Genomic DNA, 24734 nt, shown 5'->3' with positions numbered 1-24734 from the left:
GTGCACGGTGGACACCAGATCCGAACCGGCCGAGCTGGAGGGGGCCTCAGCCATGACTGTGTCCGTGGAACCGACCGACCCGACGACCGTCGACGGCGCGTTGCGACCGCACGCCGAGCACGCCTTCGCCGCCGAACTGGCGGCGCTGGCCGCGCAGGACGACCGGCCGCGCCCGGCCCGCTGGCGGATGTCGCCGTGGGCGGTGGCCACCTATCTGCTCGGCGGCACCCTGCCGGACGGCACGGTGATCACCCCGAAGTACGTCGGCCCGCGCCGCATCGTCGAGGTCGCCGTCACCACCCTCGCCACCGACCGCGCCCTGCTCCTGCTCGGCGTGCCCGGCACCGCCAAGACCTGGGTCTCCGAGCACCTGGCCGCCGCCGTCAGCGGCGACTCGACCCTGCTGGTGCAGGGCACGGCCGGCACCCCGGAGGAGGCGATCCGCTACGGCTGGAACTACGCGCAGCTGCTGGCCAACGGCCCGAGCCGGGACGCCCTCGTGCCCAGCCCGGTCATGCGGGCCATGGCGGAGGGCATGACGGCACGGGTCGAGGAGCTGACCCGGATCCCGGCCGACGTCCAGGACACCCTGATCACGATCCTGTCCGAGAAGACCCTGCCGATCCCGGAGCTGGGCCAGGAGGTGCAGGCGGTCCGCGGCTTCAACCTGATCGCCACCGCCAACGACCGCGACCGGGGCGTCAACGACCTCTCCAGCGCCCTGCGCCGCCGCTTCAACACCGTGGTGCTGCCCCTGCCGGAGAGCCCGGACGCCGAGGTCGACATCGTGGCCCGCCGCGTCGACCAGATCGGCCGCTCCCTGGACCTGCCCGCCGCGCCCGACGGCATCGAGGAGATCCGCCGGGTGGTCACCGTCTTCCGCGAGCTGCGCGACGGTGTCACGGCCGACGGCCGTACCAAGCTGAAGTCGCCGAGCGGCACGCTCTCCACGGCCGAGGCGATCTCCGTCGTCACCAACGGCCTCGCCCTGGCCGCCCACTTCGGGGACGGCGTGCTGCGGGCGGGCGATGTCGCGGCCGGCATCCTCGGGGCCGTCGTCCGCGACCCGGCCGCCGACCGGGTCATCTGGCAGGAGTACCTGGAGACCGTCGTCCGCGAGCGGGACGGCTGGAAGGACTTCTACCGCGCCTGCCGGGAGGCGAGCGCGTGAGCGACACCGAGTGGCGGTGGAGCGGGCCGCTGCTGCTGGGGGTACGGCACCACGGGCCCGGCTCCGCGCGGGCGGTGCGGGCCGCCCTGGAGGCCGCCCGGCCGCGGGTGGTGCTGATCGAGGGGCCGCCCGAGGCGGACGCGCTGATCCCGCTCGCCGCCGACCCGGAGATGCGGCCGCCGGTCGCCCTCCTCGCACACGCCGTGGACGAACCCGGCCGCTCGGCCTTCTGGCCGCTGGCCGACTTCAGCCCCGAGTGGGTGGCCGTCCGCTGGGCCCTGGAGCACCAGGTCCCGGCCCGCTTCATCGACCTGCCGGCCACGCACACCCTGGCGTGGGGGAAGGCGGCGGAAGAGGAAGCGGCGGAGGAGGTGAAAGAGGGCGCGGGGGCAGGTGCGGAGGCGGGTGCGGACGCCGGAGCCGAGGGACCCGGCACCGCGCGGCAGCTGCGCGTCGATCCTCTCGCCGCCCTCGCCGAGGCCGCCGGATACGACGACCCCGAGCGGTGGTGGGAGGACGTCGTCGAACACCGGGGCGCGGCCGGCGAGCGGGACGTGTTCGCGCCCTTCGCCGCGGTCGAGGAGGCGATGGGGGCGCTGCGGGAGACGTACGGGAGCGGCGGACGCGACCGTGACCCCGTGCGGGAGGCGTACATGCGGCTCCAGCTCCGCGCCGCGCGGCGGGAGTTCGGCGAGCGGGTCGCGGTGGTGTGCGGGGCGTGGCATGTGCCGGCGCTGAGCGCGAGGAGCACCGTCGCGGCCGACAAGGAGTTGCTCAAGGGGCTGCCCAAGGTCAGGACGGACATGACCTGGGTGCCGTGGACGAACCGCCGGCTGGCCCGGGCGAGCGGGTACGGCGCGGGCATCGACTCGCCGGGCTGGTACGGGCATCTGTTCCGCGCCCCGGACCGGCCGGTCGAGCGGTGGCTCGTCAAGGTGGCCGGGCTGCTCCGCGAGGAGGACCGGATCGTGTCCTCGGCCCATGTCATCGAGGCGGTACGGCTGGCGGAGACCCTCGCGGTGATGCGCGGCCGCCCGCTGCCCGGCCTGGGCGAGACGACCGACGCGGTGCGCGCGGTGCTCTGCGAGGGCTCGGACGTCCCGCTGGCGCTGGTGCACGACCGGCTGGTGGTCGGGGACGTGCTGGGGGAGGTGCCGGAGGCGGCGCCCGCGGTGCCCCTGCAGCGGGACCTGGCCCGGGAGCAGCGCCGGCTCCGGCTCAAGCCGGAGGCGCTGGAGCGCGAGCTGGAGCTCGATCTGCGCAAGGACACGGACACCGGGCGCAGCCGGCTGCTGCACCGGCTGCGGCTGCTCGGCATCGGCTGGGGCGAGCCGGTGCAGTCCCGGGGGAGCACCGGCACGTTCCGGGAGACCTGGCGGCTGCGATGGGAACCGGAGCTGTCGGTGCGGGTGGCCGAGGCCGGGGTGTGGGGGACGACCGTGGAGGGCGCGGCGACGGCCAGGGCCGCCGCCGACGCGGCCGACGCCGACGCCCTCGCCGATGTCACCGCGCTCGCCGAGCACTGCCTGCTCGCCGGGCTGCCGGACGCGCTGCCGGTGGTGATGCGGGCGCTCGCCGACCGGGCCGCGCTGGACACGGACGTCGGCCGGCTCGCCCAGGCCCTTCCGGCCCTGGTCCGTTCGCTGCGCTACGGCGACGTACGGGGCACCGACACCCGGGCGCTCGCGGAGGTCGCCGGCGGCCTCGCCGAGCGCGTCTTCGTCGGACTCCCCCCGGCCTGCGCCGCACTCGACGCGGACGCGGCCGAGGAGATGCGCGGCCATGTGGACGCGGTGCACACGGCGGTGGCGTTGCTCGGGGAGACCGGGAGCGGGACGGCGGCCGACGTCAGCGGGCCGGGGACTGACGCTGGCGGGGCGGGGACTGACGTCAGCGGGGCGGTGGCCGACGTCAGTGGGGCGGGGGCCGAGTCCGGCGGGGCGGTGGCTGACGTCAGCGGGGCGGCGGCCGAGTCCGGCGGGGCGGTGGCCGACGTCAGCGGGGCGGCGGCCGACACCAGCGGGACGGCGGCCGAGTCCAGCTGGACGGCGGCCGATGCCAGTGGGGCGGGGACCGAGGACGCAGAGACGGAGATGGCGCGGGCGCCGCAGGTGGCTGACTCCGGTCACCTCGGCCACCGTGGCCTCCGTGGGCGCTGGCGGGCCGTGCTGCGGAGGCTGGCCGGGCGGGACACCGTGGCCGGGGTGTTGCGTGGGCGGGCCGTGCGGATCCTGCTGGACGAGGGGGAGCTGGGGGCGGAGGAGGCGGCACGGCTGATGGGGCTGGTGCTCTCGCCGGGCACCCCGCCGGCGGACGCGGCGGCCTGGATCGAGGGGTTCGTCGGGGGGAGCGGTGGCGGCGGGATGCTGCTGGTGCACGACGAGCGGCTGCTCGGCCTGGTCGACGCCTGGCTGACCGGGGTGCCGGCGGAGGCGTTCACGGACGTACTGCCGCTGCTGCGGCGGACGTTCTCGGCGTACGAGCCGGGGGTGCGCAGAACGCTCGGCGAGCTGGTGCGGCGCGGTCCGGGGGAGCGGACGCGGGGACCCGGGCGGACCGCCGGGACACCGGGCTTCGGCGCGGAGGCGGACGAGGAGCGGGCGGACGCCGTACTGCCGGTGCTGCGGCTGCTGCTCGGACTCGACGAGACGGAACCGGACAACGACCTTGTGGGGGCGGGGAGATGACCACGGACGTGACGGAAACAGGCACGGGAGTCGGCCCCGGCGACCCCGCGTGGGAGCGCCTGCGGCGGTGGCGGCTGGTGCTCGGGGGCGAGGCCGCCGACGGCACCGGGTGCGCGCTGTCGGGGCGGGACGCGGCGATGGACGGGACGCTGGCCGCGCTCTACGGAAAGGGGGACCGGGCGGCGCAGCCGGGGCGGGAGCGTTCGGCGGGGCTGGGAGCGTCGGCGCCGTCGGTGGCGCGCTGGCTCGGGGACATCCGGACGTACTTCCCGTCCTCCGTCGTCCAGGTCATGCAGCGGGACGCCATCGACCGGCTCGGCCTGGCCGCGCTGCTGCTCGAACCGGAGATGCTGGAGGCGGTGGAGGCCGATGTGCATCTGGTCGGCACCCTGCTCTCGCTCAACAAGGCGATGCCGGAGACGACGAAGGAGACGGCGCGGGCGGTGGTCCGCAAGGTCGTCGAGGACCTGGAGAAGCGGCTGGCCACCCGCACCCGCGCCACCCTCACCGGCGCCCTCGACCGCAGCGCCCGGATCAACCGGCCCCGCCACCACGACATCGACTGGAACCGCACCATCGCGGCCAACCTCAAGCACTACCTCCCGGAGTACCGGACGATCGTGCCCGAGCGGCTCATCGGGTACGGGCGGGCGTCGCAGTCGGTGAAGAAGGAAGTGGTGCTCTGCATCGACCAGTCGGGGTCGATGGCCGCGTCGGTGGTGTACGCCTCGGTGTTCGGGGCGGTGCTGGCGTCCATGCGGTCGATCGACACCCGGCTCGTCGTCTTCGACACGGCGGTGGTGGACCTCACCGACCAGCTCGACGACCCGGTGGACGTGCTGTTCGGCACCCAGCTCGGCGGCGGTACGGACATCAACCGGGCGCTGGCGTACTGCCAGTCGCAGATCACCCGGCCGGCCGAGACCGTCGTCGTCCTCATCAGCGACCTCTACGAGGGCGGGATCCGGAACGAGATGCTCAAGCGGGTCGCGGCGATGAAGGCGTCGGGGGTGCAGTTCGTGGCGCTGCTGGCACTGTCGGACGAGGGGGCGCCGGCCTACGACCGGGAGCACGCGGCGGCGCTCGCGGCACTGGGGGCACCGGCGTTCGCGTGCACGCCCGATCTCTTCCCGGAGGTGATGGCGGCGGCGATCGAGAAGCGGCCGATACCGGTTCCGGACACCGTGTGAGGCCGGAACCGGAGGGTGACTTGTCGACTCGGTGATCCGACTTCGGCCGTCAAAACGGACATGACTACCCATCGGTAACGGAGGGCTTGCGCGACCTCGGGAGGCCCGTGCAAGGATCGAGGCCTCCACCGGTCTTTCACCGGCCTTCACGCCGTCGCGTTGCCTCTGCTCCGTTCCGCCGCACGGGAGGGTCCTCCCCGTCTTGACCTCGCCAGCAGTTCTGCCCGGTACCGCCGTGCGCGCCCCGCGCACGGCGACGGGCCGACGTGCGCTGCAACTGGCGCTGCTGGTCGGCGGACTGCTGGCGCTCGGCCTCCTCTGCGGGGCGCGGGCGCAGGCGGCCGAAGGGGTGTCCTCGACGCCGTCACTGACGTCGGTCGTGGCCCAGAAGCTGCCGCTGCGGGACGTGCTGACACCGCACAAGGCGCACAAGGTGCACACGGCACACAAGACGCCAGAGCCGCAGACGTCGGCGCCGCCCAAGGTGGTTCCGCCCGTGGTTCCGGTGGTCGACGAGGCGCTCAAGGCGGAGCAGGTCCACAAGGTCGTCCGGTCGGTGACCGATTCCGTGACCGCCGTGACCGAGTCGCTCGACGAGACCGTGCGGCAGGTGGCGGAGCTTCCGGCGAAGGTGTCCGTGCTGCCCGCCGTGCCGGTGGTCCAGCTGCCGGAGCTGCCGGTCGTCTCCGAGCTGCCGGGCGAGTTGCTCCCGGCGCCGGTCGTCACGGTGCCGAGCCCAGCGCAGCCGCAGCCGCAGTCGCCGGTGACGCCCGGCACCGGGCACGAGAAGTCCGGTACGCGGGCGTCGGTGACGGCGGCCGTGTCGTACGGGCCGCGGTTCACCGTCGTCACCCTTACGTCTACGTCGGACAGGGCGGCGCAGGCCGGTGGCCACGGTGCCGCCCGGCCCGTCGGCGCTCCCACCCGTCCCGCGCCCGCTGGTGATCCGGACGGTGCGGTGGGCAAGTCGGCGGTCGACGGCGCCGCCTCCCGGCACGGTGACGCGCACGCCGTGACCTTCGTCGACCGGGCGCCGCTGCGGCTGGTGTCCGGTGCCGCCGCGCGTGTCGACGCGGCCGGGACCCGGGACAGGTACCGGGACATCCCCGTCTTCCCCGGCTAGGACCGGCGACCACCTTCCCCGCCACAGACCTGTCGCGCGGGGGCGGAACAGGTCTGCCCCGTCCGTCCGGACCCCTGCGGATCCCTCCCCCGGATCCCCCTCCGAACCTTCCGGACGGCGATGTCCCCAGCCGCGCTTCCGGCACCCACCGGAAGCCCTCCCGGCTCCGTGTCCGCGTCCTGAACGCACCGGGGCCCCGAAGGATCTGACGCACGCATGAACAAGAACATCCGCCGCTCCATCGTCATAGCCGCCGGCGTCTCCGGCGCGTGGGCGCTCGGCTCCGCCGCGGCCAGCGCCGACGAACTGTCCGCCACGTCCGTCTCCGCGCCGGACGCCACCACGCCCTCCCTCACCGGCACCCTCACCGACACGGTCGACGGAGTCGTGTCCGATGCCACCGGCACCGTCGCCTCGACGGCCGCGAACACGACGGCCGCGAACACGACGACCGACACGACGACGAAGGCGACGAGTACCGTGCAGGACGCCGAGCAGTCGGCCAAGGCCAAGGCCGACGCCAAGGCCAACAAGGCCAAGTCCGCGACCGCCGCGACCAAGATCAGGGGCGGCGAGGCCATCAACGGCGCCCGGGCGGCCCGCGCGGCGAAGGCGAAGGCCAAGAGCGAGACCGAGGCCGAGGCCGAGGCCGGGACCGTGTCCCGGGCGGCGGCCGCCCACACCGCGCAGGCCGCGCACACCGCCCACCACACGGCCGTCGCCACCGCCGCGCACACCGGCTCCCCGGCCGTGCCCCGGGACGACATCGACTACCTCTTCGGTCCGCTCGCCTCCTTCGCCCCGGAGGTCGAGCAGGCGCTGGCCGCCGCCCAGACCAAGGTCCAGGCGACCCAGGCCGCCCAGGCGGCCGTGCGTACACAGGTGCGGCACACGGTGGCCGGCGCGGGCCGTACCGCGGGCCCGGTGACCGACACGGCCGACCGGGCGACGGACGCGGCCGTCACCACCGTCGCCGACGTTCCCGCGCACGTCACCGGCACGGTCGGCGGGGTCGGGCAGGGAGTTGTCGGCACTGTGACTGCCGTTCCAGGGGCCGTGACGCCGGTCGTCGCCGGGACGGTCGTTGCCGTGGTCCCGCCGGTTGCCGGTGACGCGGTGGGCGGGGTCGGACCGGTGGTCGTGGGTGTGGTCGGGGGTGTGGACGGTGCTGCGGCCGGAGCGGTCGCGGGGGTGGTGCCGGTCGCCCGGGGGGCGGTGGACGGTGTCGGCGGTACCGCCACCGGTGCCGTCGCCGCGGTGGTGCCGGCCGCCGGGGACGCGGTGGCCGGTGTGCACGGTGCCGCCACGGGGGCCGTGGGCGGTGTCCGGGGTGTCGCCGCGGGTGCCGTCGGCGAGGTGTACCCGGCCGTCGCGGACGTGCCGCCGTACGCCACCGGGCTGGTCGGGGAGGTCACCCGGGACGCCGTCGGCGCCGTGCTGCCGCCCGTCGCGGCGACCGCCGTGCACGGAGTGGTGCCGGTCGCCGGGCAGGCCGTGGTGGACGCGCGGGCGCTGGCGTACGGCGTGGCCGGCGACGTCCGGCCCGTCGTCGGTGCCGTGCCGCCGCTCGCGTACGGGGTGACCGGGGAGGTCGCCACCTATGCGGAGGACCTGGTCGGACCGGTCGTCGACGGCGCCGAGGCGCTCGGGTACGGGGTGGCCGGCGACGTCCGGCCGGTCGTGGCGGCCACCGGCCCGCTCGCCCAGGACGTGACCGGCACCCCGCTGGCCGCACACGCGGTCACCGGAGTCCAGCAGCTCGCGGAGGCGGTCACCCCGGGCCACCCGCACGGCCCGCAGGCGGCGGCCTACTCCGTCTGACTCCACATATCCCGATATTCCGAATATCCCCAAGACTCCGAGGGGTGGCCGCGCCCGGACCGACCGAACACCGTCGGTCGGTCCGGCCGGCGCCCCGCGGAAGCGGCCGGCGGATCGCCACTGGGGCGGTGATCGCCGGCCGGGATTCCAGGGCCGTTCCTTAAGGCCGGCTCAGGAGTCCGAGAGGCCTCACCGGGCCAACCCCAGCCCGGTGAGGCCTCGCACATCACCGCCAAGACGGCACGCCGTGCCAGCAAAACCAGGGATACCCGGCATCATGTGACAGGTATCACCGCTCAGGTGTGACCCTCGATTTAGGGTGCCCCCGCAACCGGCGATAACCTGCGAGACGGACATGCCGCGCGCTCGGACACCGTGTGCGCTTCCCCTGTGACCCATGCGGACGTCACGTTGCCCTTCGCGGCACGCCCACGCATCCAACGAACCGCGAGATCACTGATAGGGACGGAAGCGCGTGGACCTGTTCGAGTACCAGGCGAGGGACCTCTTCGCCAAGCACGATGTACCGGTGCTGGCCGGTGAAGTCATCGACACGCCTGAGGCGGCGCGCGAGATCACCGAGCGGCTCGGCGGCAAGTCCGTCGTCAAGGCGCAGGTGAAGGTCGGTGGTCGTGGCAAGGCCGGTGGCGTCAAGCTGGCCGCCTCCGCGGACGAGGCCGTCGCCCGTGCGACGGACATCCTCGGCATGGACATCAAGGGCCACACGGTCCACAAGGTGATGATCGCCGAGACCGCCCCGGAGATCGTCGAGGAGTACTACGTCTCCTTCCTCCTCGACCGTGCCAACCGCACCTTCCTCTCCATCGCCTCCGTCGAGGGCGGCATGGAGATCGAGGAGGTGGCGGCCACCCGCCCCGAGGCCGTCGCCAAGACGCCGATCGACGCCAACGAGGGTGTCACCGAGGAGAAGGCCCGCGAGATCGTCGCGGCCGCGAAGTTCCCGGCCGAGGTCGCGGACAAGGTCGTGAACGTCCTCGTCACCCTGTGGAAGACGTTCGTCGCGGAGGACGCCCTTCTCGTCGAGGTCAACCCGCTCGCGAAGGTCGCCTCCGGTGAGGTCATCGCCCTCGACGGCAAGGTGACCCTGGACGAGAACGCCGAGTTCCGTCACCCCGACTTCGAGGAACTCCACGACAAGGACTCGGCGAACCCGCTCGAGGCCGCGGCGAAGGCGAAGAACCTCAACTACGTCAAGCTCGACGGCGAGGTCGGCATCATCGGCAACGGCGCCGGTCTCGTGATGAGCACCCTGGACGTCGTCGCGTACGCCGGCGAGGCGCACGGCGGCGTCAAGCCCGCCAACTTCCTCGACATCGGTGGCGGCGCCTCCGCGCAGGTCATGGCGAACGGCCTGGAGATCATCCTGGGCGACCCGGACGTCAAGTCCGTCTTCGTCAACGTCTTCGGCGGCATCACCGCGTGCGACGAGGTCGCCAACGGCATCGTGCAGGCGCTGAAGCTCCTGGAGGACCGCGGCGAGGACGTCACCAAGCCGCTCGTCGTCCGTCTCGACGGCAACAACGCCGAGCTGGGCCGGCAGATCCTCACCGACGCGAACCACCCGCTGGTCCAGCGCGTCGACACCATGGACGGCGCGGCCGACAAGGCCGCCGAGCTCGCGGCTGCGAAGTAAGGGACGAGGGACACACAGCCATGGCTATCTTCCTCAACAAGGACTCCAAGGTCATCGTCCAGGGCATGACCGGCTCCACGGGCATGAAGCACACCAAGCTCATGCTCGCCGACGGCACCAACATCGTCGGTGGCGTCAACCCGCGCAAGGCGGGCACGACGGTCGACATCGACGGGACCGAGATCCCGGTGTTCGGCACGGTCGCCGAGGCGATCGAGAAGACGGGCGCGAACGTGTCCGTCCTCTTCGTGCCGCCGGCCTTCGCCAAGGCCGCCGTGGTCGAGGCGATCGACGCCGAGATCCCGCTCGCCGTGGTCATCACCGAGGGCATCGCCGTCCACGACTCGGCCGCGTTCTACGCGTACGCCGTGTCCAAGGGCAACAAGACCCGGATCATCGGCCCGAACTGCCCCGGTCTCATCACCCCGGGTCAGTCGAACGCCGGCATCATCCCGGGCGACATCACCAAGCCGGGCCGTATCGGCCTGGTCTCGAAGTCCGGCACGCTGACGTACCAGATGATGTACGAGCTGCGTGACATCGGCTTCTCCTCCGCCGTCGGCATCGGTGGCGACCCGGTCATCGGCACCACCCACATCGACGCGCTCGCCGCGTTCGAGGCGGACCCCGACACCGACCTGATCGTGATGATCGGTGAGATCGGTGGCGACGCCGAGGAGCGCGCCGCGGCCTTCATCAAGGAGAACGTGACGAAGCCGGTCGTCGGCTACGTCGCGGGCTTCACCGCGCCCGAGGGCAAGACCATGGGCCACGCCGGCGCCATCGTCTCCGGCTCCTCCGGCACGGCCGCCGCGAAGAAGGAGGCCCTGGAGGCCGCGGGCGTCAAGGTCGGCAAGACCCCGACCGAGACGGCGAAGCTGGCCCGCGCCATTCTCGGCAATTAAGTACAGCCCGGCCGGCTGAACAACGCCGTAGCGGTACAGCAATACGACGGCAGGCCCGTTCCCCGAGGTGGGGGCGGGCCTGCCGTCGTTGCAGGACCCCTTCGGTCCGTACCCCGCGGGCTATCTCGACACCGGTACCAACCGTTCCGGGCCGCTCGCGGGCTGCGTCCGCAGCTTCGTCCGCAGCGCCCGTTCACCCGCCGACAGCGGCCCCATCCCCACCTTCGCCGGCACCCCGCTGATCGCCTGTGCCGGGCCGATGGGCGCTTCGTAGTGCGTCGGCGCCGTCCGCAGGGTGAGGGTCGTGGCGGCGATGATCGCCGCCGTGAAGGCGAGCGCGGACCGGGTCCAGAAACGGGTCCGGTGTTCGGCGTACGTGCGGACCGCCGGCGGCTGGGCGGCGTGCAGCCGCTCCGCCGAGGCCAGTTCGGTGAGCCGCCGGTGCAGCGCGGCGGGGTCGGCCAGCTCGGGCACGCCGGCCGCGACCGCCCGCCGCGCCTGGGTGAGCCGGCCGGCCGCGGCGGGGGTGCTGGCCTCCGTCTCCGCGGCCGTCTCCGGCAGGTCGAGGCCGACTCCGTCGTAGAGGAGGAGCGTGCGGCGGTAGGTCGGCGGGAGGGCGAGGAGCGCGTCCAGGAGGGCGCGGTCGGCCGCGTCGGCCGGCGGGGGTTCGGGGTGGCGGTAGCGCAGTCGGAACCGGTGCCAGGGGGAGAGCGCGCATTCGTGCGCCACCGCCCGCACCCAGCCGGCCGGGTCCCGGTCGCGGGCCACCTGCGGCCAGTTCTGCCAGGCGAGTTGAAAGGCCTGCTCCACGGCTTCCCGCGCCAGTTCCCGGCGCCCGGTCAGCAGATAGGTCTGCCGTACCAGGGCCGGGGCGCAGAAGGCGTAGAGCGCGTCGAAGGCCTGAGTGGGCGTCAGTGCCTCGTCGGTGCGGGCAGGGCTCTGCGTCACCGGGCGTACCTCCCTACGAAAAAGCACATAAACATATATTGGGCGACACTTCGGCGGTTGGCCTGTTACGACGGGAAAGCGCGTGTCGTTGGGAGCATGGCGGTCGTGATCCGGATGCCCGCCCGCCGACCGTCGCTGTCCCGCCGCCGACCCTCGTCACCGTCCCGACGACTGCCGTTGTCGTCCCGACGGCTGCCGTTGTCGTCCCGCCGACGGTCGTTGTCGTCCCGTCGGCCGTCCCTGTCGCCGCTGTTCGACCGGGTGCGCGACCGTTCCCCAGGACTGGCCGGGAGTCTGGTGGCCGGTGCGCTCGCGGCCGGGCTCGGACTGGCCGCGTTCACCGTGCTGGCGATCGTGCTGTGGGTCAGTTCGCCGTATCCCGACAGCGGGCCTGGCGGCGCGCTGCACATCGCGGTCGCGCTGTGGCTGCTCGCCCACGGGGTCGAACTGGTCCGCACCGACACGCTGTCCGGGGCGCCGGCGCCGGTCGGGGTGACGCCGTTGCTGCTGCTCGTGGTGCCGGCGCTGCTGCTGTACCGGGGCACGCGGGAAGCGGTGGACGCCCGGGACGGCCACGCCGCCGACCCACCGCCGCCGGTCCGGGCCGGCACCGCCTGGACCGGGGTCGTCGCCGGCTACCTGGGCGTCGGCGGCTGTGCCGCGCTCTACGCGTCCGGCGGCCAACTGCGGCCCGCATGGGGATGGGTGGCGGTGTGTCTGCCGCTGCTCGCCGGGCTCGCGGCGGGCGCCGGGGTCTGGACGGCGTACGGCCGTCCGCGCGAACCGGCGCTGAATCTGGTGGTGACGCTGCCCCGTGCGGTACGGCGGCTGCTCCTCGGACGGGACACCCGGGTGCGGTGGGGTACGGCCCTGCGCGCGGCCCTGGCCGGGGTGACCGTCTTCTTCGGGGGCGGCACGCTGCTGCTCGCGGTGTCGCTGGTCGGGCACGGCGACGCCACGCGCGCGTCGTTCCTGCAGCTGACGGAGAGCTGGACGGGCCGGTTCGCGGTGCTGCTGCTCTGTGTCTCCCTCATCCCCAACGCGGCGGTGTGGTCGGCGTCGTACGCCGTCGGCCCCGGCTTCGCGCTCGGCGCCGGACATGTCGTCAGCCCCCTGGCCTCGGACCCCGCGCCACTGCTGCCGCCCTTCCCGCTGCTGGCGGCCGTGCCGGCGCACGGGCCGGGCACGCCGGTGACCTGGCTGGCCGGGCTGGTGCCGGTGGCGGCCGGGGTGACGCTGGCCTGGTTCGTGGTGGGCCGGGCGGTGGGGCGGGGCTGGCCGGCGGGGCGCACGGCCGGGGTGGTGACGCTGGCGGCGCTGCTCTGCGCGCTGCTGCTCGCGGCGCTCGCCGAGCTGGCCGGCGGCCCCCTGGGCGTCTCGGCGCTCCACCGCTTCGGCCCGGTCTGGTGGCAGACGGGCGCGGCGGCGGCCGCCTGGCTGCTCGGCGTGGGCGTACCGGCGGCCCTGGCGTTCAGGGCGTGGCGGACGGAGGGCGCCGCCTCGTTCGCGGCCTGGCTGGGCTTCGGGAAGTCCCCGGCCGCAGGGGAGTGGCAGGCCCCGGGCAGGCCGGGCGCGGCGCCGTCGGCCCGAGCCCGGGCCAAGGCCCCCGCTTCGGCACCCGCACCGGCCCGGGGCCCGGTCGTGGTGCTGCCCGACCAGGGCGACGGCTACACCTTCGAACCGTACGAGGCGCTGCCGCCCGAGCTCCCCGACCCCTACGAGCCGCTGCTCCCCGATCCGCCGTCCAGTCCCTGGAAGGACACGGCGGCGCGCAAGGCCCGCTGGGCCGCGCTGCGGAAGATGTCCGAGCCGCCACCGGAGGGTCCGGACGGCCCCTGACCGCCCCGGCCGCTAGCTGTTCGAGGTGCCCAGGACGGTGCGCAGTTCCTGCGGCAGCAGGTGGTCGCAGGACTGCTTCGCCTCGTTGGTGAGGGCGTCCGTGACGCAGGTGTAGTAGTCGCGGTAGACCAGCTGGGCCGTGAAGGTCGCCGCGACCAGGGCCAGCGCCAGGGAGGCCGTGACCAGACCGCTGATCGCCGCCGTCGTCTGGGGGCGGCCGGTGGTGGCCTCCTCGGGGCCGCGCGGCTTCATGCGGAGCGCGCTGACACCCCAGTAGACGGCCAGCACACCCAGCAGCAGCGCCACGTACGGCCAGCTGAACAGGGCGAAGAAGAAGGCCCACATGCCGCACAGCAGGGCGTACCGCGCCCGGCGCTGGGCCGGGTCGGTCGGGTCCCAGCGCATCCCGGGACCGCCGGGGCCACCCTGCCCGCCGCCCGGGCCGCCGTCGGGACGCTGGCCGAAGCCGCCGCCCTCCCGGCCGGGCTGGCGGTCGCTCCACTGGTTGCCCCAGGGCGAGGATCCCTGGTCACCGTCCCCGGAGGGGCGGCGCGGCCGCCACGGGCTGTCCGGCGCGCCCTCCGGCGGCGGGGCGAAGGGGTTGTCGTCCTGCTGGTCGCCCTTCGGCCGGTCCGAGGGCGCCTCCGGCGGCGAGGCCGGCCGCTCCCGCAACAGCACGGCAGAACGCGGCCCTCCCTGTACCGACTGCGGGGGGAGCATGCGAAGTCCCAGGCTGCGGTCCGGCATCAAGTGAGCGTCTTCCCCTAGATGTGTACGACTAGATGTGTACGGCTGATGTGTACGACTGATACGTGTGGCTGGTGTGTACGGCTGATACGTAGGGCTGCTGGGTTACGACTACGGCCGGCGAAGCGGCTGGTTACCTCGTGAACGCGTCGTGTCCCGGACGCGTTCCCGCCCCGGTACCTCCCAGACGCTACCTTCCGGCCACGCCCCCGTCCCGTGGGGGCCGCCCGGTGTGCCGGTATCGTTGCTGACGGTCGGCCGCTTCGTAGACTTCCCCGTATCCCGGGGCGCGAAGCACTCGTACGAATGTACAAGCACCGTGCGGGGCCGGCCGCCGTACCGACGCTCCCCCGAGAAAGGGCCCCGCCGTGGCCGCCAAGCCCGTGGCCAAGCGCCTCGTCGTGCTGGTCTCCGGATCCGGCACCAACCTCCAGGCGCTCCTCGACGCGATCGCCGAGCACGGCGTCGAGGCCTACGGCGCCGAGGTCGTCGCGGTCGGCGCCGACCGCGAGGGCATCGAGGGGCTCGCGCGTGCCGAGCGCGCCGGGATCCCGACCTTCGTGACCCGGGTGAAGGACTTCGGGAGCCGGGAGGAGTGGGACCGCGCGCTGGCCGACGCGGTGTCGGCCCACGAGCCGGACCTCGTCGTCTCCGCCGGGTTCATGAAGATCGTGGGCAAGGAGTTCCTGGCGCGGTTCGGGGGGCGGACCGTCAACACGCACCCCGCCCTGCTGCCCAGTTTCCCCGGGGCGCACGGCGTCCGGGACGCGCTCGCGTACGGCGCCAGGGTCACCGGTTGCACCGTCCACTTCGTCGACGACGGCGTCGACACCGGGCCGATCATCGCTCAGGGCGTGGTGGAGGTCCGGGACGAGGACGACGAGAGCGCTCTGCACGAGCGCATCAAGGACGTCGAGCGAAGGCTGCTCGTCGAGGTCGTGGGGCGGATCGCCCGCAACGGCTATCGCATTGAGGGACGAAAGGTAGTTATCCAGTGACCGCCACCGCCGAGAGCAACAAGCGGCCCATCCGGCGCGCGCTCGTCAGCGTCTACGACAAGACCGGGCTCGAGGAGCTCGCGCGCGGGCTGCACGGAGCCGGTGTCGAACTCGTCTCCACCGGCTCCACCGCCGCCCGGATCGCCGCCGCCGGCGTCCCCGTCACCAAGGTCGAGGAACTCACCGGCTTCCCGGAGTGCCTGGACGGCCGGGTCAAGACCCTGCACCCCAAGGTCCACGCCGGCATCCTCGCCGACCTGCGCCTGGACAGCCACCGCAAGCAGCTCGACGAGCTGGGCGTGGCCCCCTTCGACCTCGTCGTCGTCAACCTCTACCCGTTCCGCGAGACCGTCGCCTCGGGTGCCTCGCCCGACGAGTGCGTCGAGCAGATCGACATCGGCGGCCCCTCGATGGTCCGCGCCGCCGCGAAGAACCACCCCTCGGTCGCCGTCGTCACCAGCCCCGCGCGGTACGCCGACGTCCTCGCCGCGGTCACCGACGGCGGTTTCGACCTCGCCACCCGCAAGCGGCTCGCCGCCGAGGCCTTCCAGCACACCGCGTCGTACGACGTGGCGGTGGCCTCCTGGTTCGCCTCGGAGTACGCCCCGGTCGACGAGTCGCGGTTCCCCGACTTCCTCGGCGCCACCTGGGAGCGCGAGAACACCCTGCGCTACGGCGAGAACCCGCACCAGCCGGCCGCGCTCTACGTCGACGCCAGCGGCGCCGGCCTCGCCAAGGCCGAGCAGCTGCACGGCAAGGAGATGTCGTACAACAACTACACGGACACGGACGCCGCGCGCCGTGCCGCGTACGACCACGACGAGCCGTGCGTCGCGATCATCAAGCACGCCAACCCGTGCGGCATCGCGGTCGGCGCGGACGTCGCCGAGGCGCACCGCAAGGCGCACGCCTGTGACCCGCTGTCCGCGTTCGGCGGGGTCATCGCCGTCAACCGGCCGGTGAGCAAGGAGCTGGCGGAGCAGGTCGCGGAGATCTTCACCGAGGTCATCGTCGCGCCCGACTACGAGGAGGGGGCGCTCGAAGCCCTCGCCAAGAAGAAGAACATCCGTGTGCTGAAGGCGCCGGGCGCCCCGGCCAACCCGGTCGAGGTCAAGCCCGTCGACGGCGGTGTGCTGCTCCAGGTCACCGACCGGCTGCAGGCCGACGGCGACGACCCGGCGAACTGGACCCTCGCGACGGGCGAGGCGCTGGACGCGGCGGAGCTGGCGGACCTCGCGTTCGCCTGGAAGGCCTGCCGGGCCGTGAAGTCCAACGCCATCCTGCTCGCCAAGGACGGCGCCTCGGTCGGCGTCGGCATGGGCCAGGTCAACCGCGTCGACTCCGCGAAGCTCGCCGTCGAGCGGGCGGGGGAGGAGCGGGCGCGCGGCTCGTACGCCGCCTCCGACGCGTTCTTCCCCTTCCCCGACGGCCTGGAGATCCTCACCGCGGCCGGTGTGAAGGCGGTCGTGCAGCCGGGCGGGTCGGTCCGTGACGAGCTCGTCGTCGAGGCCGCGAAGAAGGCCGGCGTGACCATGTACTTCACCGGGACGCGGCACTTCTTCCACTGAGCCGCGGGCGCTTGGGCGTCCGGGTGAGAACTACCAGGGCCGTGTCCCCCAGTGCGGGGGACACGGCCCTTGGCGTGCGGGTGGCGCGCTCGCTCAGTTGCTGCGGATCACGATCGTGCCGCACACCTTGTCGGCGAACGTCTGGCGCTTGGAGTCCCAGGCCGGCCACAGGTAGCCGAGGTAGCAGGGCAGGCCGTCCAGGATGTGGGCCAGCTGGCGTACGAACGCCATGCCCGCACCGATCGGCTGGCCCGTCGTCTCCTTGAGCGTGCGGGTGCCGACCGCCTTCTTGCCCAGGGTCTGGCCGGTGCGCCCCTCCAGGATGACCTGGTAGACGAACAGGCCGATCAGGCCGAGGAAGCCGATGATCGTCAGCGCGGGGGTCTTGTTGCCGCTGCCCACGCCCACGAGGATGTACGGAACGCCGTACAGCAGCGAGTCGATCAGCCTGCTCAGGACACGCCAGCCCCAGTTCGCGTACGGCGGCGTCGCGCCGTAGCCCTGCTGCGGGTAGCCGTAGCCGCCCTGCTGCGGGTAACCCGGCTGCTGAGGGTAGCCCTGCTGCTGCGGGTAGCCGTAGCCCTGCTGCGGGGGCACGCCCTGCGGGGCCTGCTGGTAGCCGGGCTGGCCCTGCTGCGGGTAGCCGTAGCCGGGCTGGCCCTGCTGGGGGTTCTGCGGCTGCTGACCGTAGGGGTTGTTGGGCGAGCCGAAACTCATGGCGGTCTTCCTCCGTTGGACCTGCGGGGACGACGCGGACAAGCACGGAGGTACGTCATGATCTGAGCGGTTTGCCCCCCACCGGACCGCGATACTGCGCCGTTCATCGTCAAGTACACGCGAGTTGTTGTCCAGTCCGATTAGCGATGTGTTGTGCAAGTGCAACATCATTGATCATGACCACACACCCGACTGGAACCGGGAGACCGGCATCCGCGAGGATGGAGCCATGACCGCCCAGATTCTCGATGGCAAGGCCACCGCAGCCGCGATCAAGTCCGATCTGACCGTCCGCGTGGCGGCGCTGAAGGAGAAGGGCGTCACGCCCGGCCTCGGCACGATCCTGGTCGGGGACGACCCCGGCAGCCAGAAGTACGTCGCCGGCAAGCACCGCGACTGCGCACAGGTCGGCATCGCCTCCATCCAGCGCGAACTCCCGGCCACCGCGACCCAGGAGGAGATCGAGGCCGTCGTCCGCGAACTCAACGACGACCCCTCCTGCACCGGCTACATCGTCCAGCTCCCGCTGCCCAAGGGCATCGACGAGAACCGCATCCTGGAGCTGATGGACCCGCACAAGGACGCGGACGGCCTGCACCCGACGAACCTCGGCCGGCTGGTCCTCGGCGAGCCCGCGCCGCTGCCCTGCACCCCCAACGGCGTGCTCACCCTGCTGCGCCGCCACGGCGTGGAGATCAAGGGCGCCGAGGTCGTGGTCGTCGGCCGCGGTGTGACCATCGGCCGTCCGATGCCGCTGCTGCTCACCCGGCGCAGCGAGAACGCGACGGTCACGCAGTGCCACACCGGCACCCGCGACCTCGCCTCGCACCTCAAGCGCGCCGACATCATCGTCGCCGCCGCCGGCTCCCCGCACCTGATCCGCCCCGAGGACGTCAAGCCGGGCGCCGCCGTCCTCGACGTCGGTGTCTCCCGCAACGCCGACGGCAAGATCGTCGGCGACGTGCACCCCGGGGTCGCCGAGGTCGCCGGGTGGATCTCCCCGAACCCCGGCGGTGTCGGGCCGATGACCCGGGCCCAGCTGCTCGTCAACGTGGTCGAGGCGGCGGAGCGCAGTGTCGGCTGACGGGCGTCGTACGACGCGGCGGTTCCCGCTGTTCACCCGGGACACGGCACGGCCCGAGGGCGGCGGCCGGGCCGCGTCCGGGGACCTCCCGGCGCCGGCGCGGCAGTGGCCCATCCTGGTGGTGCTGGGGACCGTCGCGGTGGGGTTGCTGCTGACCTCCCTCGACCAGTTCCGGGTGGGGGCGCTGCTGATCGGGGCGGCGCTGCTCGCCGGGGCGGTGATGCGGTGGATACTGCCGAGCGTGGGCATGCTGGCGGTCCGGTCGCGGTTCACGGACATCGCGACGTACGGGGTGCTGGGGCTGGCGATCGTGCTGCTGGCGTTGATGGCGCAGCCGAAGCCGTGGCTGGTGATCCCTTACCTGAAGGACACGCTGCACTTCACGATGAAGAGCTAGGGGTTCGTGTGCGGCTGCGGGCCGGTGGGGGCGCGTGGCCCGCACCTCCCCCGGTGGGTGCGGGCCTGCTTCCCCCGGATCGAAGGTAGGGGGTCGGGCGTGGGGGCGAATCCCACCCGGGGTGGAAACCCGTACAACTTTGGTGGTACTCCCGGCGGTTGACTCGGTGTTCCGGAGCCCGGCGTTACGCTGCGGCGATGCGACCGCGCACCCCGCCCCCGCTCGTCGTCGACACGTTGATCGCGTGCGCGACGCTCGTGACGGCCGTGCTGCTGGGGCGGGAGTCGGCCGCGCAGGGCTGGCCGCCGCTCGATGCCCGCGGGTACGCGCTGGTCGGGGTGGCGCAGCTGCCGGTGGCCCTGCGCGGGCGGTGGCCGCTCGGGGTGTTCGCCGTCGTGCAGGGGGCCGCGATCGTCTATGTCGGACTCGGCTACTGGCCCGTGGTGAGCACCTTCGGCTCCATGCTGGCGCTGTACACGGTCGCCTCGGTGCGGCCGGTGCGGGTCGCCGTCGGCTGTGCGGTGTGCATGACCGGGGTGTGGGTGTACGCCGGGATCGTCACCGACCACTCCTCGATGGCGTCCGTCGTCACGCAGGCGCTGCTGTACTCCTCGGTGCTGCTCTGGTTCGGGCATCTCGCGCAGCGGTCCGCCGCGCTCACCCGGCATCTGCGGGCCGAGCAGGCCGAGCGGGCCCGGCGGGCGGTCGCCGAGGAACGCGGGCGGATAGCGCGGGAGCTGCACGATGTCGTCGCCCACCACATGTCGGTGATCTCCGTGCAGGCGGGGCTCGCCCGGTTCGTCTTCGAGTCGGATCCGGGCAAGGCGCGCGGGGCGCTCGGCACCATCGCCGGCACCAGCGGCGAGGCGCTGGAGGAGCTGCGGCGCATGCTCCAGGTGCTCAGGGACGAGGATCCGCAGGCCGCCGAGCGGGCCCCGATGCCGACCCTGGAGCGGCTGGCCGAACTCGTCGAGCGGGTGCGGTCCGGCGGACTGTCCGTGGACCTCGCGGTGGAGGGGGAGCCGCGGCCGCTGCCGCCCGGTGTCGAGCTGTGCGCGTACCGCGTCGTCCAGGAGGCGCTCACCAACGTCCTCAAGCACGCCGGTCACGCGCACGCGCGCGTGCTGCTGCGGTACGGGGCCGGCGAGCTGACCGTGTCCGTCCTCGACGACGGAGAGGGGGTGAATCCGGACAGAGTGCGAACGGGCGCCGGACACGGCTTGATTGGCATGCGGGAGCGGGCCAAGCTCTACGGCGGGACGATCAGCGTCGGCCCACGCCCCGAGGGCGGCTTCGCGGTCGAGATGGCCCTGCCGACCTCGGCCACACTCGCACGGCGGGGGGACGACCGTACCGGATGACCAGAGTGCTCGTGGTCGACGACCAGTTCCTCATCCGCGCGGGCCTGGTGGGGCTGCTGGAGGCCGCGCCCGGGTTCGAGGTGGCCGGGGAGGCCGGGGACGGGGCGCAGGCGGTGCGGCTGGCCGCCGAGACCCGGCCCGACGTCGTCCTCATGGACATCCGGATGCCCGGCCTGAACGGCATCGAGGCCACCGAGCGCATCCTCGCGCAGGCCGTCGCCCCCGCGCCCCGCATCCTGGTGCTCACCACCTTCGACCTCGACGAGTACGTGTACGGGGCGCTGCGCGCCGGCGCCTCGGGGTTCCTGCTCAAGGACTCCGGGCCGGAGCGGCTGCTGGCCGCCGTCACCGCGGTGGACGGCGGTGACGCCCTGTTCGCGCCCAGTGTCACCCGGCGCCTGGTGGAGGCCTTCGCCCGGCAGCGCGGCTCCCACTCCGGCACCGGCCCGCCGCCCGACCTGGAGGTGCTGACCTCCCGAGAGGTCGAGGTCCTGAAGCTCACCGCGCGCGGACTGTCCAACCTGGAGATCGCCGACCGCCTCTACATCAGCGAGGCGACCGTGAAGACCCACCTCAACCGCACCATGACCAAGCTCGACCTGGGCAGCCGGGCCCAGGCGGTGGTGGTGGCCTACGAGACGGGGCTGGTGACCCCGGGCGGCCCGGCGGGCTGAACCGTACGGCGGCCCATCCCCTCCCCCGAGCAGGACGGACCGCCGTCGGGATGCAGCCTTCCCACCGGGCGGTACCTGTTCAACGGCTGTCCGACGGCTGTGGCACAGAGGTGACAGTTCCGCTACGGACCGCCCGCACTGCCACAACCTGCGGGAACCGTCCACCCGCCGCCCGTCGTCACCCGCTCTGAACTGGCAACGAACTGGCAACGGGCAACGCCGTGGAGGTGCGCGATGGGCGGCTGGCAGCCGCTGCCGGAGGAACTCCCGGCGGAGGTGCGGCACTTCGTGGAGCAGCTGCGGCTCCTCAAGGACGACACCGGACTCAGCCTGGTCTCGCTGGGCGCCCGGACCGCGTACAGCAAGTCCTCCTGGCAGCGCTACCTCAACGCCGTACAGCCGCCGCCGCGCCAGGCCGTCGTCGCGCTGTGCCGGGTCGCGGGCCTGGCCGGCGCGGACGCCGAACGGCACGCGGTGCGCTGGGAACTGGCCGTCCAGGCCTGGCCGCGCCCGGTGAGCGCGCCGGAGCGGCCGCCGGGCACGGAGGAGTACGAGGACGATCCGACCCTGCCCTGGTGGGACCGCCCGGAGCAGGAACCGGCCGCCCGCCCGCACGGGCGCCTGCTGCTCTCCGCGGTCCTGCTGCTGCTCGTGCTGCTCCTGGTGGCGGTCGTCGGGGCCGTGCTTCTGGGGTGAGCTGTGCCCCCTGTGACCTGCGAGGTCACGGCTCGATGACCGGTGTGTCGATGTGTTGACAAGTTCGCGGATATGTCACGAAGCCGACCCACAAGCGGGCTAACGTGTCCAATCGGGACGAGCTGAGGGCCCGTTGGACCGCACGGCGGTCGGCGTGCGACGGTGCACGCGGGCGGGTCGATGCTCCAGTGCGCCCCCTGTACGGGGACTGGGTTCCGGGGTCGCCGCATCCCGGTGGGTAGCCAGACGGGGACCCGCGCGGGGGCACCACGCGCAGGGGGAAACGCGCGGGAACACACGGCACCGAACCGGGGGAATGAGGGGGGAAGCAATGCCTCGTTGGAAAGCCCTGCCGGACGAACTCGATCCGCAGGTCAAGGAGTTCACGACCCAGCTGCGGCGGCTCGTGGACCGCGGCGGGCTGAGCGTCGCGGCACTGTCCGACCGCACGGGCTACAGCAGGACATCGTGGGAGCGGTACCTGGGCGGCCGCCTGCTGGCACCCAAGGGCGCGATCGTGGCGCTCGCCGAGGTCACCGGCACCGATCCCGTCCATCTGACGACCATGTGGGAGCTGGCCGAACGGGCCTGGAGCCGTTCGGAACAGCGCCACGACATGACCATGGAGGCGATCCGGATCTCCCAGGCGCGGGCCGCGCTGGGCGAGTTCGGGGCGCCGCCGGCCACCACCGCGGCCCCCGCGGGCGGCAAGGCGCCGCGCCGGGCGGCCGGCGCCGTGGCGACACCGGGGATCGCCGGGCCCGCGGGCGTCTCGCCCACCATCCCGCCGCAGCCGACGGCGCCCGACGCGAACCGCCGGGAGGGGACGGGCTCCCGGGGACCGGCCGCGCCCCCGCCGCCCGCCGCACCCGGCGGCGGCAGGCGACGGCTCACCATGTTCCTCGCGGGGGTCGTCGGCGTGGCCGTGGTGGTCGCCGCGGTCTTCTTCCTCACCGGCAACCACGGCGGCGGGAAGAAGAACCAGGGCAACGGCGCCTCGGCCACCCCCTCCACCAGCGTCAGCAGCGACCTCCCGGCCGGGGTGAAGTGCGCGGGCGCCGGCTGCACCGGCAAGGACGCGGAGGCCATGGGGTGCAGCGGCGACCTCGTGACCACCGCGAAGACCGTCACGGTCGGCGCGACCACCCTGGAGGTCCGCTACAGCAGGACCTGCGGTGCCGCCTGGGGCCGGATCACCGGCGCCGCCCGGGGCGACGCGGTCCGGGTCACCGCCGGCACCACCACGGAACGCGGCGACATCACGGCCGTCGGCGACACGATCGCCTACACGCCGATGGTCGCGGTCAAGGACGCGGCGGAGGCGAAGGCCTGCGCGACGCTGGCCTCGGGACAGACGGGCTGCACGACGTAGGGACGAGAAAGTCGCGGTGCCCGGGGAATGCCGTCCCGTTTCCTGGGCACGCGAAACGTATCCCCCCACGGGAGTCCGGATACCGGCACCCCCGAGCGGCGGCCGCCTCGTCTCACCTCTCCCGGACAGGCGGCCGCCCCTTGTCCGGGGCCGCGTTTGTGGGGTGAGCCACACCCACCCCTCCACGTCCGGCATCCGGAATGCGCGATAGCCTGACCGGTGGATCTCTTGATGCCAAGAGATCGATCATTTGTACGTCCGCACCCCAGGGCACCCAGGGCAAGGACGCCCACCGCCAGCTGTCATACGGAGAACGCCATGACCCGCACTCCCGTGAACGTCACCGTCACCGGCGCGGCCGGCCAGATCGGTTACGCCCTGCTCTTCCGCATCGCCTCCGGCCAGCTGCTCGGCGCGGACGTGCCGGTCCGGCTCCGCCTCCTGGAGATCACCCCCGCGCTCAAGGCCGCCGAGGGCACCGCCATGGAGCTCGACGACTGCGCCTTCCCGCTCCTTCAGGGCATCGACATCTCCGACGACCCGAACGTCGCCTTCGACGGTGCCAACGTGGCCCTCCTGGTCGGCGCCCGCCCGCGCACCAAGGGCATGGAGCGCGGTGACCTCCTGGAGGCCAACGGCGGCATCTTCAAGCCGCAGGGCAAGGCCATCAACGACAACGCCGCGGACGACATCAAGGTCCTGGTCGTCGGCAACCCGGCCAACACCAACGCGCTGATCGCCCAGGCCGCCGCCCCGGACGTACCGGCCGAGCGCTTCACCGCGATGACCCGCCTCGACCACAACCGCGCGCTGACCCAGCTCGCGAAGAAGACGGGCACCACGGTCGCCGACATCAAGCGCCTGACCATCTGGGGCAACCACTCCGCCACCCAGTACCCCGACATCTTCCACGCGACCGTCGCCGGCAAGAACGCGGCCGAGGTCGTCAACGACGAGAAGTGGCTGGCGGACGACTTCATCCCGACCGTCGCCAAGCGCGGTGCCGCGATCATCGAGGCCCGCGGCGCCTCCTCCGCGGCCTCCGCCGCCAACGCCGCCATCGACCACGTCCACACCTGGGTCAACGGCACCGCCGACGGCGACTGGACCTCCATGGGCATCCCCTCGGACGGCTCCTACGGCGTCCCGGAGGGCCTGATCTCCTCCTTCCCGGTCACCACCAAGGGCGGCCAGTACGAGATCGTCCAGGGCCTGGAGATCAGCGAGTTCTCCCGCGCCCGCATCGACGCCTCGGTGCAGGAGCTGGCGGAGGAGCGCGACGCGGTCCGCGCCCTCGGCCTCATCTGAGCCACCCCGCACCCCACGGGCCCCGATCCGGTTTCATCCGGAACGGGGCCCGTTCCCGTTTCCGCCGCTACCGTCGAAAGAGCCATACAGCGCGGTGGATCGGGGGATTCGCGATGAGCGGACACGGCGACGGCACCGACGAGAACAGCCGACCGGGGGAGAACAGCCGGAGCGACCGGACCGGCGGGGAAATCCCGGCGGACCAAAGGCGCCCGGGGGCCGCGGCAGAACCGGCGGACCAAGGGCACCCGGAGGCCACGGCGGCCCCGAGAGAACCGGAGGCGGCGGGGCGCCGAGAAGCCCCGGGCTCGCGGGACCGCGGCCAGGTGGACTTCTCGAAGCGGCCGAAGACGACGGACCGGCGTCTTGAAGTCCCGCGTGGGCCGGAGGGGGCGGAGCGTCGGGGGTTCGGGAGTGGGGCGGAGGTGCCGGAGGTGGCGGATCGGCCCGGGGCGGACTGGCGTCGGGAGGTCC

Annotated in this window: 20 protein-coding genes; 17 read left to right on the top strand and 3 right to left on the bottom strand. The window is 73.3% G+C overall.

All coding sequences use genetic code 11. From position 1 onward, the window contains the following. Nucleotides 1–52: 52 nt before the first annotated feature. The 7 genes from ACGFZS_RS13370 (at nt 53) to sucD (ending at nt 10551) form a co-directional block, all read left to right on the top strand. Nucleotides 53–1171 (top strand): AAA family ATPase, encoded by a 1119-nt coding sequence (locus tag ACGFZS_RS13370; protein WP_393795186.1) that lies wholly within the window; start codon nt 53–55, stop codon nt 1169–1171. Further along, complete coding sequence (locus tag ACGFZS_RS13365; protein WP_393795185.1) at nt 1168–3858, top strand: DUF5682 family protein; 2691 nt, start codon at nt 1168–1170, stop codon at nt 3856–3858. The genes ACGFZS_RS13370 and ACGFZS_RS13365 overlap by 4 nt, the downstream gene beginning before the upstream one ends. Further along, nucleotides 3855–5048, top strand: a complete 1194-nt coding sequence (locus ACGFZS_RS13360; protein WP_393795184.1) for a VWA domain-containing protein — start codon at nt 3855–3857, stop codon at nt 5046–5048. The genes ACGFZS_RS13365 and ACGFZS_RS13360 overlap by 4 nt, the downstream gene beginning before the upstream one ends. A 202-nt stretch (nt 5049–5250) precedes the next feature. Continuing rightward, complete coding sequence (locus tag ACGFZS_RS13355; protein WP_393795183.1) at nt 5251–6171, top strand: hypothetical protein; 921 nt, start codon at nt 5251–5253, stop codon at nt 6169–6171. A gap of 216 nt (nt 6172–6387) precedes the next feature. Then, nucleotides 6388–7992, top strand: coding sequence for a hypothetical protein (locus ACGFZS_RS13350; protein WP_393795182.1), 1605 nt, complete (start codon nt 6388–6390; stop codon nt 7990–7992). 475 nt (nt 7993–8467) lie between these two features. Then, nucleotides 8468–9646, top strand: coding sequence for an ADP-forming succinate--CoA ligase subunit beta (gene sucC / locus ACGFZS_RS13345; RefSeq protein ID WP_359215277.1), 1179 nt, complete (start codon nt 8468–8470; stop codon nt 9644–9646). A 20-nt stretch (nt 9647–9666) separates the two neighbouring features. Next, nucleotides 9667–10551, top strand: coding sequence for a succinate--CoA ligase subunit alpha (gene sucD / locus ACGFZS_RS13340; RefSeq protein WP_355711188.1), 885 nt, complete (start codon nt 9667–9669; stop codon nt 10549–10551). Nucleotides 10552–10671: 120 nt separating this feature from the next. On the opposite strand, the gene ACGFZS_RS13335 is transcribed toward sucD, so the two are convergent. Then, nucleotides 10672–11526, bottom strand: a complete 855-nt coding sequence (locus ACGFZS_RS13335) for an RNA polymerase sigma factor (RefSeq protein ID WP_393795181.1) — start codon at nt 11524–11526, stop codon at nt 10672–10674. 69 nt (nt 11527–11595) lie between these two features. Between ACGFZS_RS13335 and ACGFZS_RS13330 the strand changes: the two genes are divergently transcribed. After that, entirely contained in the window at nt 11596–13338 is a 1743-nt protein-coding gene (locus ACGFZS_RS13330; protein WP_393795180.1) for a DUF6350 family protein, read from the top strand. A 12-nt stretch (nt 13339–13350) separates the two neighbouring features. Here the strand turns inward: ACGFZS_RS13330 and ACGFZS_RS13325 are convergent, their stop codons facing one another. Further along, nucleotides 13351–14085: a hypothetical protein gene (locus tag ACGFZS_RS13325; protein ID WP_393795179.1), complete on the bottom strand. Its 735-nt coding sequence runs from the start codon at nt 14083–14085 to the stop codon at nt 13351–13353. Between the two features lie 368 nt (nt 14086–14453). On the opposite strand from ACGFZS_RS13325, the gene purN reads away from it, so the two are divergent. Together purN and purH are read left to right on the top strand one after the other, a co-directional pair. Further along, nucleotides 14454–15083, top strand: a complete 630-nt coding sequence (gene purN, locus ACGFZS_RS13320) for a phosphoribosylglycinamide formyltransferase (RefSeq protein WP_365694322.1) — start codon at nt 14454–14456, stop codon at nt 15081–15083. Continuing rightward, the gene (gene purH, locus ACGFZS_RS13315) at nt 15080–16651 is read left to right on the top strand and encodes a bifunctional phosphoribosylaminoimidazolecarboxamide formyltransferase/IMP cyclohydrolase (protein WP_393795178.1); all 1572 of its coding nucleotides are present in this window, start codon (nt 15080–15082) and stop codon (nt 16649–16651) included. The genes purN and purH overlap by 4 nt, the downstream gene beginning before the upstream one ends. Before the next feature lie 93 nt (nt 16652–16744). On the opposite strand, the gene ACGFZS_RS13310 is transcribed toward purH, so the two are convergent. Next, a complete protein-coding gene (locus ACGFZS_RS13310) occupies nt 16745–17368 on the bottom strand; it encodes an RDD family protein (RefSeq protein WP_393795177.1) in 624 nt (207 codons plus the stop codon). Between the two features lie 229 nt (nt 17369–17597). Between ACGFZS_RS13310 and ACGFZS_RS13305 the strand changes: the two genes are divergently transcribed. From ACGFZS_RS13305 to ACGFZS_RS13275, 7 genes are all read left to right on the top strand, one after another. Further along, nucleotides 17598–18452 carry a bifunctional methylenetetrahydrofolate dehydrogenase/methenyltetrahydrofolate cyclohydrolase gene (locus ACGFZS_RS13305; protein WP_355711181.1) on the top strand — a complete coding sequence of 285 codons (855 nt, stop codon included), beginning with the start codon at nt 17598–17600 and terminating at the stop codon, nt 18450–18452. Beyond that, on the top strand, nt 18442–18849 hold the full coding sequence (locus ACGFZS_RS13300; RefSeq protein WP_355711180.1) for a DUF3017 domain-containing protein: 408 nt from the start codon (nt 18442–18444) through the stop codon (nt 18847–18849). Before ACGFZS_RS13305 ends, ACGFZS_RS13300 begins: the two co-directional genes overlap by 11 nt. 197 nt (nt 18850–19046) lie before the next feature. Then, nucleotides 19047–20210, top strand: a complete 1164-nt coding sequence (locus ACGFZS_RS13295) for a sensor histidine kinase (protein WP_393795176.1) — start codon at nt 19047–19049, stop codon at nt 20208–20210. Continuing rightward, on the top strand, nt 20207–20884 hold the full coding sequence (locus tag ACGFZS_RS13290) for a response regulator (protein WP_393795175.1): 678 nt from the start codon (nt 20207–20209) through the stop codon (nt 20882–20884). The genes ACGFZS_RS13295 and ACGFZS_RS13290 overlap by 4 nt, the downstream gene beginning before the upstream one ends. A 234-nt stretch (nt 20885–21118) precedes the next feature. Then, complete coding sequence (locus tag ACGFZS_RS13285) at nt 21119–21580, top strand: helix-turn-helix domain-containing protein (protein ID WP_393795174.1); 462 nt, start codon at nt 21119–21121, stop codon at nt 21578–21580. 331 nt (nt 21581–21911) lie between these two features. Next, nucleotides 21912–22952 (top strand): DUF2690 domain-containing protein, encoded by a 1041-nt coding sequence (locus tag ACGFZS_RS13280; RefSeq protein ID WP_393795173.1) that lies wholly within the window; start codon nt 21912–21914, stop codon nt 22950–22952. Nucleotides 22953–23270: 318 nt separating this feature from the next. After that, nucleotides 23271–24260 carry a malate dehydrogenase gene (locus ACGFZS_RS13275; RefSeq protein WP_393795172.1) on the top strand — a complete coding sequence of 330 codons (990 nt, stop codon included), beginning with the start codon at nt 23271–23273 and terminating at the stop codon, nt 24258–24260. Nucleotides 24261–24734: the final 474 nt, after the last annotated feature.

The sequence above is a fragment of the Streptomyces sp. NPDC048288 genome (genome assembly GCF_043201555.1).
GTDB lineage: Bacteria > Actinomycetota > Actinomycetes > Streptomycetales > Streptomycetaceae > Streptomyces.
This window is presented reverse-complemented; position numbering and strand designations above follow the sequence as displayed.

Bases quoted from the DNA above. Each gene is read 5' to 3' on its own strand.
- ACGFZS_RS13370 (WP_393795186.1), top strand. From the start codon at position 53: ATGACTGTGTCCGTGGAACCGACCGACCCGACGACCGTCGACGGCGCG.
- ACGFZS_RS13360 (WP_393795184.1), top strand. From the start codon at position 3,855: ATGACCACGGACGTGACGGAAACAGGCACGGGAGTCGGCCCCGGCGAC.
- ACGFZS_RS13350 (WP_393795182.1), top strand. From the start codon at position 6,388: ATGAACAAGAACATCCGCCGCTCCATCGTCATAGCCGCCGGCGTCTCC.
- sucD (WP_355711188.1), top strand. From the start codon at position 9,667: ATGGCTATCTTCCTCAACAAGGACTCCAAGGTCATCGTCCAGGGCATG.
- ACGFZS_RS13330 (WP_393795180.1), top strand. From the start codon at position 11,596: ATGGCGGTCGTGATCCGGATGCCCGCCCGCCGACCGTCGCTGTCCCGC.
- ACGFZS_RS13325 (WP_393795179.1), bottom strand. From the start codon at position 14,085: ATGCCGGACCGCAGCCTGGGACTTCGCATGCTCCCCCCGCAGTCGGTA.
- ACGFZS_RS13310 (WP_393795177.1), bottom strand. From the start codon at position 17,368: ATGAGTTTCGGCTCGCCCAACAACCCCTACGGTCAGCAGCCGCAGAAC.
- ACGFZS_RS13305 (WP_355711181.1), top strand. From the start codon at position 17,598: ATGACCGCCCAGATTCTCGATGGCAAGGCCACCGCAGCCGCGATCAAG.
- ACGFZS_RS13295 (WP_393795176.1), top strand. From the start codon at position 19,047: ATGCGACCGCGCACCCCGCCCCCGCTCGTCGTCGACACGTTGATCGCG.
- ACGFZS_RS13290 (WP_393795175.1), top strand. From the start codon at position 20,207: ATGACCAGAGTGCTCGTGGTCGACGACCAGTTCCTCATCCGCGCGGGC.
- ACGFZS_RS13285 (WP_393795174.1), top strand. From the start codon at position 21,119: ATGGGCGGCTGGCAGCCGCTGCCGGAGGAACTCCCGGCGGAGGTGCGG.
- ACGFZS_RS13280 (WP_393795173.1), top strand. From the start codon at position 21,912: ATGCCTCGTTGGAAAGCCCTGCCGGACGAACTCGATCCGCAGGTCAAG.
- ACGFZS_RS13275 (WP_393795172.1), top strand. From the start codon at position 23,271: ATGACCCGCACTCCCGTGAACGTCACCGTCACCGGCGCGGCCGGCCAG.